The 13,114-nt window shown below is 37.3% G+C and carries 11 protein-coding genes and 1 tRNA gene; 7 read left to right on the top strand and 5 right to left on the bottom strand.

All coding sequences use genetic code 11. The annotated features are described in order from the left end of the window. The first annotated feature begins 18 nt into the window (after positions 1-18). The 5 genes from B5440_RS10060 (at position 19) to B5440_RS10040 (ending at position 4,199) form a co-directional block, all read left to right on the top strand. Positions 19-1,323: a hypothetical protein gene (locus tag B5440_RS10060; protein WP_070053462.1), complete on the top strand. Its 1,305-nt coding sequence runs from the start codon at positions 19-21 to the stop codon at positions 1,321-1,323. 217 nt (positions 1,324-1,540) lie between these two features. Then, positions 1,541-2,119 (top strand): YceI family protein, encoded by a 579-nt coding sequence (locus tag B5440_RS10055; protein ID WP_070053463.1) that lies wholly within the window; start codon positions 1,541-1,543, stop codon positions 2,117-2,119. Between the two features lie 4 nt (positions 2,120-2,123). After that, positions 2,124-3,398, top strand: coding sequence for an acetyl-CoA hydrolase/transferase family protein (locus tag B5440_RS10050; RefSeq protein ID WP_070053464.1), 1,275 nt, complete (start codon positions 2,124-2,126; stop codon positions 3,396-3,398). Positions 3,399-3,524: 126 nt separating this feature from the next. After that, positions 3,525-3,806, top strand: coding sequence for a hypothetical protein (locus B5440_RS10045; protein WP_070053465.1), 282 nt, complete (start codon positions 3,525-3,527; stop codon positions 3,804-3,806). A 9-nt stretch (positions 3,807-3,815) separates the two neighbouring features. Further along, positions 3,816-4,199 carry a group III truncated hemoglobin gene (locus B5440_RS10040; protein WP_070053466.1) on the top strand — a complete coding sequence of 128 codons (384 nt, stop codon included), beginning with the start codon at positions 3,816-3,818 and terminating at the stop codon, positions 4,197-4,199. A gap of 175 nt (positions 4,200-4,374) precedes the next feature. Here the strand turns inward: B5440_RS10040 and B5440_RS10035 are convergent, their stop codons facing one another. From B5440_RS10035 to B5440_RS10020, 4 genes are all read right to left on the bottom strand, one after another. Then, the gene (locus B5440_RS10035; RefSeq protein WP_070053467.1) at positions 4,375-4,941 is read right to left on the bottom strand and encodes a carbonic anhydrase; all 567 of its coding nucleotides are present in this window, start codon (positions 4,939-4,941) and stop codon (positions 4,375-4,377) included. Between the two features lie 291 nt (positions 4,942-5,232). Then, on the bottom strand, positions 5,233-5,976 hold the full coding sequence (locus B5440_RS10030; protein WP_070053468.1) for a universal stress protein: 744 nt from the start codon (positions 5,974-5,976) through the stop codon (positions 5,233-5,235). 85 nt (positions 5,977-6,061) lie between these two features. Further along, a complete protein-coding gene (locus tag B5440_RS10025; protein WP_070053469.1) occupies positions 6,062-7,093 on the bottom strand; it encodes a response regulator in 1,032 nt (343 codons plus the stop codon). 39 nt (positions 7,094-7,132) lie between these two features. Continuing rightward, positions 7,133-8,365, bottom strand: coding sequence for a PAS domain-containing sensor histidine kinase (locus tag B5440_RS10020; protein ID WP_070053470.1), 1,233 nt, complete (start codon positions 8,363-8,365; stop codon positions 7,133-7,135). Positions 8,366-8,559: 194 nt separating this feature from the next. Here B5440_RS10020 and B5440_RS10015 point away from each other — a divergent pair, with 194 nt between their 5' ends. Then, on the top strand, positions 8,560-9,318 hold the full coding sequence (locus tag B5440_RS10015; protein ID WP_070053471.1) for a DUF481 domain-containing protein: 759 nt from the start codon (positions 8,560-8,562) through the stop codon (positions 9,316-9,318). Positions 9,319-9,480: 162 nt separating this feature from the next. Here B5440_RS10015 and B5440_RS10010 read toward each other — a convergent pair. Next, positions 9,481-9,553: transfer RNA gene (locus B5440_RS10010), tRNA-Gln, on the bottom strand. Between the two features lie 236 nt (positions 9,554-9,789). On the opposite strand from B5440_RS10010, the gene B5440_RS10005 reads away from it, so the two are divergent. Beyond that, positions 9,790-13,089, top strand: coding sequence for a DUF2723 domain-containing protein (locus B5440_RS10005; RefSeq protein ID WP_070053472.1), 3,300 nt, complete (start codon positions 9,790-9,792; stop codon positions 13,087-13,089). The last annotated feature ends 25 nt before the right edge of the window (positions 13,090-13,114 follow it).

The following is a 13,114-nucleotide window of genomic DNA, read 5'->3' as shown; positions in this document are numbered from 1 at the left end:
AATTTAAAAACTATTACAATGAAAAATTCAATCAAATATTTCGGAATTGCTCTAATGATGGCCGCAGGCTTTCAGGCACAGGCACAAGACGTAGACGTAGATGTGGATGTAGAGAACAAAACTATATGGGACAGAGATCTTCCTAACTTTAGAGAAAGAGACCAACGCGGTATCAACGATTTTGAAGCTAAAAAAGATACTGAAACTGAATTTGACGGAGTACAGGTAAGAGTTGGTGGTGCTTCTACCATCCAGTTCCAGTCTTTAGATCACGAATCTGACGCAGCTGAACTTCAAAACCTTGAAGGAAACTTCAACCTGGCTACTGCTAACCTAGACCTTGATGTATTACTTTATGACGGTGTGAGGATGCACTTAAGAACTTATCTATCTTCTCAACACCACTCTGAAGCTTGGGTAAAAGGTGGTTATATCCAGATAGATAAATTAGACTTCATAAATGAAGGATTCGCTGAAGGTCTTATGGATCACATGAGAATCAAGATTGGACACATGGAAAACAACTACGGTGATGCTCACTTTAGAAGAACAGACAACGCTCACTCACTTCACAACCCATTTGTAGGAAACTATTTAATGGACAGTTTCACTACCGAAGTTGGTGCTGAAGTATATATGTTCAACGGGCCTTGGTTAGGTATGGTTGGATTTACAAATGGTAAACTAAACCAGTCTACTGCTGGTGACGGTGAGACAGATCCTTCTTTCCTTGCAAAATTAGGATATGATAATCAATTTAATGAAGATTTCAGATTTAGATTAACTGGATCTCTTCTTTATAGTGGACACAACTACGGACGTGGCAACTACCTTTACACAGGTGACCGTGCCGGTACTCGTTACTACAACGTAATGACTGATGTTGATGGAAACGGACCTGGTTTTAGAGCCGGACGTATCAACACATCTTTCAACAATGAGATGACATCTGTAATGATCAACCCATTTATTAAGTATGGTGGACTTGAATTCTTCGGAATCATTGAAACTATTAGTGGACAGGACAAAAACGATACTGATACAAGAACATACAACCACTATGCAGGTGAACTTATCTACAGATTTGGTGCAGATGAAGATTTCTACCTGGGAGGTCGTTACAGTACAGTAGACGGTGAACTTGACAGCAGCACTGATATTAGCGTAAACCGTTTCCAATTAGGTGCAGGTTGGTTTATGACAAAGAACATTCTTGCTAAACTGGAATATGTTAACCAGGAGTACAATGACTATCCTGTAGGAGACATAAACAATGGAGGTCAATTCAACGGAATTACGCTAGAAGCAGCGATTAGTTTTTAAGTTGAATGTTGAGCCCCGGATGTTATCTCTAAGAGATTCGCCGGGGCTTTTTATTTTCTGTTTGGAGCAATTTTTGAATAAACTACTTCGAAGCAAGCTCGGGAAGATGATTATTGAAAATATAATTTGATTTCGAGGAAAGCCTCGGAGCATTCAATCTCGATTATCGAGTAAAATCTATTGCTTATATTTATATAAATGCCCTAATTCAATCAGTATGAAAACTTATTTTCTATTTTTCTTCACACTATTTCTTGCTATTCCTGGGATAGCACAAGCTGATTTTGAAACCAGGGAAATTACAATTCTACCCAACAGTAATCTTAGTATTTCTGGGACTACCAATATCAATGACTTTGAATGTGACTTTAATACGCTTCGTTTTAAAGATGAAAATTTTACAGTCCATTATTCAGAAAAAGCAAATATCATGCTTTTCAAAAACAGCGTGTTACCCCTAAAAAATGTGAATTTTGACTGCGGAAACCGAAAAATAAACAAAGATTTCCATGATCTTCTAAAAACTGAAGAACATTCAAAAATTCTATTGAAACTTAAGGAAATAGATATGAGCCGGGAAGGAAACGCCCTGGTTACCTTAACTTTTAATATCGCAGGAATAAATAAAGATTACCAATTCCCCGTGGAGATCACCCGGGATAAACAGCTTTGTTTTGATGGAAAACTACAGCTAAATATTAAAGATTTTAATCTGGAAGCGCCCAGTAAAATTTTCGGATTAATTGTATTAGATGAAGAGATTGAGATCAATTTTAATCTGAATATTCAAACTTAGAATTGTGAAAAATCCAAAGATATTATCTGCACAGCAAGCCGTTGCTATAGTAAATTCCGGTAATCGTATTTTTATTCAGGGTTCAGCAATGACCCCAATTAAATTAATTGATGCCTTATGCGATCGCTATAATGAGTTAGCAGATGTAGAAATTCTTCAAATTCATACGGAAGGTAACGCAAAATATACCGAAGAACCTTATTCGAAAGCTTTTAGCATAAATAGTTGCTTTGTTGCCGGCAATGTAAGGAGCGCGGTTAATTCTAATAAAGGAGCCTATATCCCCATTTTCTTAAGTGAAATACATAATCTCTTCCGAAGAAATCTTCTCCCATTAGACGTTGCATTCATCCAGGTATCACCACCAGATAAACACGGCTATTGCTCACTTGGAACTTCGGTAGATATCACTTTACCCGCTATTCAAACAGCGAAAAAAGTAATTGCGCAAATAAACCCAAAAGTTCCAAGAACTCACGGAGACGGGATTATTCATAGCAACCAAATTGATGCGGCCATAGAAGTAGATGAACCTATTTTTGCCACCTCAATAGCCACTCCTACGCAAATTGAACAGGAAATTGGAAAACACGTAGCCAGCTTAATTGAAGACGGTGCCACCCTGCAAATGGGAATTGGCGGAATTCCCAACGTGGTTTTAAACAATTTAAAAAATCATAAAAACCTGGGAATCCATACCGAAATGTTTTCTGATGGCATTTTACCCCTTGTTAAATCTGGAGTAATAACCGGAAGGAATAAAGAGATAAAAACCGGAAAACTGGTTACCTGTTTTGCAATAGGTTCGCCAGAATTATATGATTTTATAGACGATAATCCAATAGTTCATTTTAAAGAAGCTGCATATACTAATGATACCGCAATTATTCGGAGGAACCCTAAGGTCACCGCAATAAACTCGGCTATAGAAATAGATCTAACCGGCCAGGTTTGCGCCGATACCATTGGGAAATATCAATTCTCTGGAGTTGGTGGCCAAATGGATTTTATAAGAGGTGCAGCTCTTTCTGAAGGCGGCAAACCTATTATCGCTATGCCATCCATTACTAAAAACGGGATTTCTAAAATAGTCCCTTTTTTAAAGGAAGGTGCCGGCGTAACTACTACCAGGGCACACGTGCATTATATAGCTACAGAATACGGCGTTGTAAATCTCTACGGAAAAAACCTTAGGCAAAGAGCAAAAGAACTTATTTCCATAGCACATCCAGATCATAGGGAACAACTGGAAAAGGAATCATACACCCAGTTTAGATAAAGAAACTATTTAATGATTTTAAAGCCTGAAGAAACTCAATTTTCTTCAGGCTTTTTTTGCTCATTATGATTTTACTCATAAGAAAACTTCTGTTGACACTTTAATTTTACGCCAGAATTAAAAATCATGAAACTTTACAAGAATTTACTAGTCGATTTTGAAGAGATGAGTTTGGGATATTCAGCAATGGGAATTATAGCTTCCAGTTGTTTAGGATCTGTAGCGGCTATGCTAATTTTAATGAACGGACACAGCTTTTTAGATATGTTTCAACTATTTATTGTAGTGGTAGCCTGTATGGGTTTCAACACTGTAATTCTAGCTCAGTTTAAACCGAAAGTTGTTTTTAATGCATTGTTGATAAGCCTTGCTATTTCCGCTACCTTTATTCTTATAAATATTTTTTAAATCCTTTGTATGTCAGGTGATATTAAAACCCGGGAAGATGTTTTTTTACTTGTTTCCGGGTTCTATAAAAAAGTAAGGCAAAACCCTGAAATTGGTCATTTTTTTAATGAGGTTATACAGGATTGGGATGCACATCTCGAGAAGTTAACCGATTTTTGGGAAAGTAACCTCTTTTTTAAGGCTCTGTACAAAGGGAACCCGCAAAAGGTTCATGTAAAGGTAGACCAGGAAAACAACCAGCAAATCTCTTCCTATCATTTTGGGATATGGCTCAACCTATGGTTTGAAACCATAGACGAATTATTTGAGGGCGAACTAGCCAACCGGGCTAAAAACAATGCCCGTAAAATGTCTTCCCATTTATATTTAAAGATCTTTCAGGCAAGAAAATAGATTATATAAAAAGGTTAATTTCGTCAAGCTGAACTGGTTTCAGCTTCTAATATCTTTCGATTCAAACGACTTAGATCCTGAAACAAGTTCAGGATGACGTTTTTTTCATTTAAACTGAACAAAAAAAGCCCTAAAGATTAATACCATTAGAGCTTTTGTTATGGAATATATCTCTTTATAGAAAATCTACTTTCCCGGAATCTAAATTGTAATAAGCCGGTACGATTTTCACTTTTCCGCTATCGGCTGCATCTTTAATAATCGTAGAGCGAGTTTTAAGCTCTTCAGCAGTTAATTGCGCATTCTTCTTCACTACATCATTAACTGGAGCATCTTTCCCTGAAGCAGCTATTGCAGGTGCTATATGAGAAACAAGGTGGTTTAAATTATATCCATTATCGCCACCTTTCATAGCAGCAGTAACAGCACCACAGCTTTCGTGACCCATTACCACAATAATTTCGGTACCTAAATTTGCTACCGCATATTCCATACTGGCAATAGAAGAGCTATTTGCAATATTTCCGGCTACACGCACAGTAAATAATTCTCCAAGGCCGGTATCAAAAGCAAGTTCTGGCACTACACGGCTATCGGCACAGCTCAATACAATGGCGTAAGGTGACTGCCCGCCGGTTAATTCTTCTCTTCGGGATTTATCCTGTAATTTTCCTTCCTTTTTATCTTCAGTAAAACGCTTATTGCCTTCTTTTAATCTATTTAATACTTCGTCTTTATTCATAATTTCTTTTTTAAAATTTATTATTTTCTTATAAATAAAAAAGCTGTCTGAAAAAAAATGAAATCGTCATTCTGTCCCGAAACATCGGGATATTTCAGAATCTAAGTTGTTATTGTTCAAAACATGTTAGAAGCTGAAACAAGTTCAGCTTGACAGAAATAAAACCTTTCAGATACCCTCTTTAGATTGAACCCTAAACATAGGGTTTTCTGCTATATTTAGCAAAAACACAAGCGCTTAAAGGATAGATTTTAATAGGAAAAGAGTAAACTTTAACCAAAATTTAGAAGATTATCCGTGAAGTATTAGCACAGGAAGGTTTTGCTTCCTTGTTCCTACTGTAGAAAGCCTGTTTAAAAGCTTTTCTGTAATATGAAGTTGACGGGCAAAAAATACAATTAGATTGGCTTTAGCATTCGCTTCTGGCCAAAACTTATCCAGGAAATCTGATTCTTTTTTTAAGGTTTGGCGATGCAGCTCATAATTAACCGATCTAAAATCTTCAATATTTGCTCCCGAATTGTTTAGATCGAATTCCCAAACATTCAGCGCTACATTTTCTGTTACCGGCAGTTTTTGCAGTAACTGTAAAGCCTGGGTATTTACCGGAAAACGTAAATCTAAAGGAAGATATAATTGTTCCCACTGCTTAAAATCGCAATTTGGCACCACCAACACCGGGCATTTCACTTTCTTCACCACATTACAAGTATTACCTCCAAGCCCCTGAAAATTAGAAGTGTTTTTTCCTGAAGCTCCCATCACAATTAGATCAATCCGCTTTTCTATAACAGCTTTTCGGGTGGCGTTAATAAGATTATCGGAAAAAGGAAGAGCTGAAAAACAATGCTCCTTTGCCGCAGGTTGCTTCTTAAGTTTGCCTACCATTTCTGAAAGAGCCTCATCCACTTGTGCAGCTTCCCCATTTGAGGCATGGAGCACATAGAAATTGGAAGGCCCTGACGTAGAGTTTAAGGCATACCTGGCAGCATTATAAGCCTGAGCAGAAAAGTCTGTAAGTATTAAAACATTCATGGGCTTGAAATTTCAGCGCTAATTTTGGCCAAAAATAGTTTGAAAGATCAATCCCAAATATGATTCCCGTCAGGTCTTCGAAAAATTAACTAATACGCTCCAGTTTTTCGGCGTCTAAGAGCTTAACATTTCGCCCTTCAATCTCTATAAGTCCTTCTTTTTTAAAATCTGAAAGGGTTCTAATTAAGGTTTCTGAAGCTATTCCTGCAACTCCCGCCAGGTCGGCCCGGGAGATCCTTATGCTGTGCAAAGGGTTTTTCTTTATTTTATGAGCAAACAGTAAAATGGTACGTGCTGTTTTCCTTCTCACCGAAGCATAGGCAATTTCCATTAATTGCTCTTTTACACCCATTAAATGGTCGCCCATTTCCTGCAGCAATTCCATGCTAATATTGCTGTTGTTCTTTAGAATATCACGCAAATTATCTTTAGAAACCACGTAAAGCAAACTGTCTTCTAAAGCTGTGGCATACTCCCCGTAAGCCGTATTCTTATTAAAGCTAAGGTTTCCAAAAAAGTCATCTTCTTTATACAATTCAGTGATCATTTCTTTCCCTCGGCTATCAAATTTATGAGCTTTTACAACGCCGCGGCCTACCATATAAAAATGAAGCGAAGATTTCCCTTCTTTATAAATATTCTCCCCGGCTTTAAACTGTATTTGTTCCCGGTTCTTCATCATTTCCCTAAAAGCAGACAAATTCTGCACAGATTCTCCATCATCTTCATTTTTCTGTGCCTGGATAATTTCCACCTTCGCCAACCTGCTTTCAATAGCACTTAAAAGATCTTCTTCTTCAAAAGGTTTGGTTAGGTAATCGTCTGCCCCAAGATCCATCCCTCTTCTTACATCTTTATGCTCGGTTTTTGCTGAAAGAAAAATAAAAGGAATTCCTTTAGTGGTTGAGTCTTCAGATAACCTTGTGAGCACATCGTAGCCATCTAGCTCTGGCATCATGATATCGCAAACAATAATATCTGGAATTTCTTCTTTGGCTTTATCTACGCCTTTTTTTCCATCGGGCGCGGTTACTACTTCATAATTTGAGAGCTCAAGCAATTCAGCTGTATTCTCCCTAACGGTTACATCGTCTTCAATTAAAAGTATTTTCCTCATTTCAAACTATTTTCAATGCTCACCAATATAAACTGGCGACTATCTATTTTGGTTAGGTAATGTTACGGTAAATTTAGTGCCTTTATTTTCTACACTTTCAAAAAATATGGTGCCGCCCATATTTTCTACGTGCACCTTTACAATATTGAGTCCAATCCCAGTTCCCTGGTTTAGCAGGGCATTTTCTGCCCTAAAATAACGCTCAAAGATATGCTTCTGGTCTTTCTGCGGAATTCCCATTCCTTCGTCCTCTACTTCAAAAATAATCTTTTTATCCTTCGGAAATATTCTAAAAAATATCGTGGAATCTTCCGGAGAATATTTAATGGAATTCCCAATTAAATTTGAAAGAATAAGTTCCAGTATCTTTTCATCCTGATACAGGGTAACATCTTCCATATCATTATCATACTCTATTTCCTGGCCATATTTAAGCGTTACATTGGCATTGTAAATTACCTCGTTCACTAATTTATTAAGACTAAATGCCGTGTATTTATAATTTACATTGCCAGATTCCAGGCGTTCCAGCGAAAGGAAATCGTTCAGAATATTATTGAGATAATGCACCTTGTTTTTGATTGTGGTAAGGTGCTTGGTACGTTTTTCCTGCTGTTCGGTTTGGGTATATTTTTCGGCTAAAGTGGCCGAAGTAAGTATTCCGCTTAGCGGGGTTTTAAATTCGTGTGAAACCAGGGAGAGGAATTTCGTTTTTAATTCATTGAGTTCTTTTTCCTGTTTTAAGGCCAGTTTAATTCGTTTTTCAGCCTCTTTCCTTTTTGAAATTTCCTTCTCCAGGTCATCAACCGTCTTGCTAAGTTCCCGGGTTCTTATTTTAATTTTATCCTCCAGTTCAGCATTCAATTCTCTAATTTGACGCTGATTTTCTTTTCTAATCGTAATATCTACGATTAAAGACATTACAAAGCGCTCCCCGTCTACCTTAAACGGATTCAATCCTGCTTCAACAGGAAATTGAGTTCCGTTCTTTTTCACTCCAAAAAGATCCCTTCCGTGACCCATCTGCCTCTTTTCGCTATGCTCCATGAACTTATCAAAATGTTCATGATGGTTGGCTTTATATTGTTTAGGAATAAGGATGTTGAGGTTTGCTCCTACAAGCTCTTCTTTTTGGTACCCGAACATCTCCAGGGCAGCCTTGTTTGCGGTAACGATTATTTGTTGACTATCTACTACCACAACCCCTTCTGAAGCCGCTTCGAATAAAAGATTAAATACTTGTTCGTTTTCTTTAAAAAATTCTAAAGCCACAATTTATTGGTTAGGATTTATGGAAACTAAATTACAAAGTGTTGAACGAATTATTAAGAAAACAAGATTTTAATTTTTTTAAGAAACTAGAAGAAACAGCTGGTATTTTTACAATTCAGCTAAAATTAAGGATTTAGAAATCTGTCTTTTTACATATAGTCTTAGTTTTTATCTTTGAACACCAAATAAACCTAATGTTCAAAAGATTCCTTTTTCTCCTTTTACTCTGCCCAATATTTGCAAACGCCCAGTTGGTAAACATAGAAACTAAAAGACTTCAAACCGATTCTTCCCGTTTTGTATTGAATGCCGATTTTGCGTTTAACCATTCTAATAATGATGGGCTGGCGGTGAATCAACTAAACGGAACGCTTACCACGCAATTAAAATCTAAAGATTTAAAGAAAATCTATCTCTTTTTAGGGAATTACAAATTAATAGATGCTGAAGAAGGAAATTTGCAGAACTCCTGGTTTCTACATACAAGATTCAATTACAAGTTCAGTAACCTATTGAGGCTGGAAGCTTTTCTACAGGGACAATACAATCAGCTTTTGGTGGTAGAACAAAGAAATCTGGTTGGAGCCGGTTTAAGGATGAAATGGATGGACCGGGAATATTTTACAGGTTATTTGGGAAATAGCTATTTGTACGAGGTAGAATATAGCGACAGAGCCGGCTCAACAAATTACAATCATAGAAATAGCACCTACTTATCAATTTCGTATCTCTCAAAATCTAATAGATTTTCTATCACCAATACCGTTTACTATCAGCCACTTTACAGAAATTTGGAAGATTACAGAATTTTGGAACAATTCAGGCTGGATATTCCCCTGGCAAGCTGGTTTAAGGTTTTTATGATCTACGATTATTATTTTGACAGTAAAACTCCGTTAAATACCAAAGAATACACTTCACAATTACAAATTGGGGTAGGATTTAATCTTTAGTTGAATTTTTCTGTTAGTCTTAACGAAAGAATAAAGCTTAATGATGGATTGCCACCTCGGCTAACGCCTCCTCGCAGTGACGCACTTTTTTAAAATAGGTTCCGGGCAAATTATTACAAAAACAAAAAAACCGAACTCTTTTCAGAATTCGGTTAATTTTTGTTGGCCTACTAGGGCTCGAACCTAGACTCTTCTGGACCAAAACCAGACGTGTTGCCAGTTACACCATAGGCCATTGCTGTAATGCGGATGCAAATTTAAAACAAAGTTTCTATTGCGCAAACTTTTTCTTTAAAAAATGAAGAGTATTTTTTTCCCGGCTAAATTTTGCTTCAAATTCTCGAAAAACAAAGTTTGTAAAACAGCTTTATTTTCAGTCTTTTCAGAAAATATTTCGTTTTAAAGTCCGTTAGTAAAACATTCTTATTTTTATTATTAAATTCGCCACATAAGATTCAATTTTACTCAAAAATGACAGATTTTAGCTTCAGGAAGTGGAATAAAATATTAGGATGGCTGGTATTTTTAATTGCACTTACTACTTACACCCTAACCCTGGAACCAACAGCAAGCTTTTGGGATGCAGGAGAATATATTGCAACTTCCGCAAATCTTGAAGTAGGCCACCCTCCGGGAGCGCCTTTATACCAGATGCTGGGCGCATTCTTTTCCACCTTCGCACCAGATAATTCGCAGGTTGCGCTAATGGTAAACTTTATGTCTGGGGCCGCCAGTGCTTTTGCCGTACTTTTCATGTTCTGGTCTATAAGTTTACTGGTTTTAAAGATCGCAGGACCCGTAGAAAAACTTAAACCCGCCAATAAAATGGCTGTTCTGGGTAGCGCTCTTGTTGGATCTTTAGCGTTTACCTATACCGATAGTTTTTGGTTTAGCGCCGTAGAGGCTGAAGTTTATGCTATGGCGGCCTGCCTTATGGCCCTACTCTTCTATTTAGGGTTGCTTTGGGAACGCGATATGTTTAAACCTCGTGGAAACCGATGGCTAATTCTAATCTCATTGGTCGTAGGCTTGTCTTTTGGAGTCCACTTTTTGGGACTGCTTACTATTCCAGCTATCGGCTTTTTATACTTCTTCAAAAATTATAAAAAAGTTACGGTTAAGAATTTTATTATAGCGAATATCGTAGTAGTGGCAGTTTTGATGTTCATCTTTAAACTACTTCTGCCTTACACGCTTACTTTCTTTGCCGCTTCAGAATTGTTCTTTACTAATTCGCTTGGCCTACCGTTTAACACCGGTACCGTGATCGCGCTTTTAGTGATTGTGGCCATCTTTTACTTCGGAATTAATTATACCCGAAAGAAAAATTATTTTCAGCTAAACACCTTATTTCTTTGCATTCTATTTATTCTAATAGGATTTTCAAGTTGGGTAATGCTTCCTATAAGATCTAACGCCCCTACAGTTATTAATGAAAACAGCCCCGACAATGCTCGTGAATTACTAGCCTATTACAATCGGGAACAATACGGGGAAACACATTTATTTTACGGCCCGCAGTTTTCAGAAATGTATGCAGGTTTAGATGAAGACAATCCTTACTCTGATGCCAAACCGAAATACGAAAAGGACGAAGAAGCAGGAAAATATATTATTGTAAACGATTATAAGAATGCCAGGCAAAACCTGGATGACTCCCATAAAGCATTCTTACCAAGAATGTGGAGTTCGCAACACGCGGCAAACTATATGGATTTTACCGGTCCGCTGGATTTTACCATAAAACAGGAATACCAGGGAGAAGAAAGGCTGGTTAGCGCAGTAAACGAATTCCAAAACCGTTATGCGCAGGGAGAACTGGATAATAGCGATTACCATAATTTCTTACGGCAATTTGGGGAATATCTGAACGTAGAAAAACCATCTTTTGCTTCTAATATTGGCTATTTATTAGAATACCAGATCGGGTATATGTACTGGCGTTATTTTATGTGGAATTTTGTTGGACGCCAGGACGACAACCAGGGGAAATATACCGATATGAACGGGAATTGGATCAGCGGTATCGATTTTATAGACGAGATGCATGTTGGCCCTCAGGACAATCTTCCCAGCGATGTTAAAAATAATAAAGCGAGAAATACTTATTATTTCTTACCCCTAATTTTAGGTTTAATAGGACTCGTTTTTCAGTTTAAACGAGATAAAAATAATTTCTGGGTATTACTCGTGTTTTTCCTTTTTACAGGAATCGCTCTAAAAATATACCTTAACGAAAGACCTTTTGAGCCACGTGAGCGTGATTATGCCCTGGTAGGTTCCTTCTACGTTTTTGCGATTTGGATTGGTTTCGGAGCCTATGCCCTCTTTGATTGGGCTAAGAAATTCCTAAAACCAAAGCTTGCGGCGCCAATTGTAATTGCTGCTTCAATACTTGCGGTGCCGGTGCTTTTAGCTTCCGAAAATTGGGACGATCATGACCGTAGCGGTAGAGATACTACACTTACTATGGCTAAAATGTACCTGGATTCTATAGATGAAAATGGTATAATTTTCACCATTGGTGATAATGATACTTTTGCGCTATGGTATGTACAGCAAATTGAGCGCTACCGCACCGATGTGAGGATTGTAAATACCAGTCTTTTTGCTACAGATTGGTACATAGACCAAATGAAGCGAAAAGCATTTGAGAGTGATCCAATTCCTTCACAGTTTGAAAATGAAGATTACAACGGTGTTAATGATGCTGTGTTTGCTAAAGAGGTGACTAAGGATACCATTCCGCTTAAAACCTGGTTAAATTATATTCAGAATGATGATCCAAGAACTCAAGCCGAGTTACAAAGCGGACAGATGATAAATACTTTCCCTACAAAAAATGTAAGTATTCCGGTAGATAAAGAAACTGTTTTGGAAAATGGAATTGTAGATGAACGTTTTGCAGATCAAATTGTAGATGAAATTGCTATTAACCTCGACACCCAGGTTATTTACAAAAACACCTTGATGATGCTGGATATTCTTGCTAACAATAATTGGGAAAGGCCAATTTATTTCTCCGGCGGAAGCTTTAAAGACGAAGACTATCTCTGGATGAAAGAATATCTTCAGTTAGAAGGAGTTGCTTATAAATTAGTACCAATAAAAACTCCGGTAGATCCTAGAAATCCTTACGATATGGGACGTATCAATACCGATAAAATGTATGATATTGTGATGAACTGGGATTGGGGTAATATGGGATCAGACGATATTTACCATGATCCTGAAACTCGCAGAAATTCTATTACCTACAGGAGTAACCTGGCCAGGCTGGTAGAAAACCTGTTAAACGAGCAAGATACCACGCGAGCTAAAAAAGTACTTGATCTAGCAATGGAGAATATGCCGGTAGAACATTATAATTACTACGCTTTACTGGAGCCTTATGTTACCGGTTATTATGAAGTTGGTGAACCCGAAAAAGCCCGGGAAATCTGGGAGAAGATCGCCACGCATTATAAAGAAAATTTAGAGTATTATAGCAGCTGGGATATAGATAGGCAATACCGTTATTTTAACGAAATTGTATCTAATATTGAACGCTATAGAGCTCTGGTAGATTTACTTGTAGTGCATCAGGATGAAGAAATTCTAGAAGAAAAAGCCGATGAGTTTAATGAACACCTGGAAATGTTTCGCCATTTTTATGGAGAAGAAGAAGAAGAAATAACTCCTGCAGATCCAGAAGAAACACTCATTGAAGAAGGAATGAATTCCGAATTAAATGGAGGAAATAATTCACTTAGAATAGATTCTTCGGAATAAAAACTATTAGAATTGTAAAAACAAA

It is taken from the genome of Salegentibacter salarius, from assembly GCF_900168265.1.
Taxonomy (GTDB): Bacteria; Bacteroidota; Bacteroidia; order Flavobacteriales; family Flavobacteriaceae; genus Salegentibacter; species Salegentibacter salarius.
This window is presented reverse-complemented; position numbering and strand designations above follow the sequence as displayed.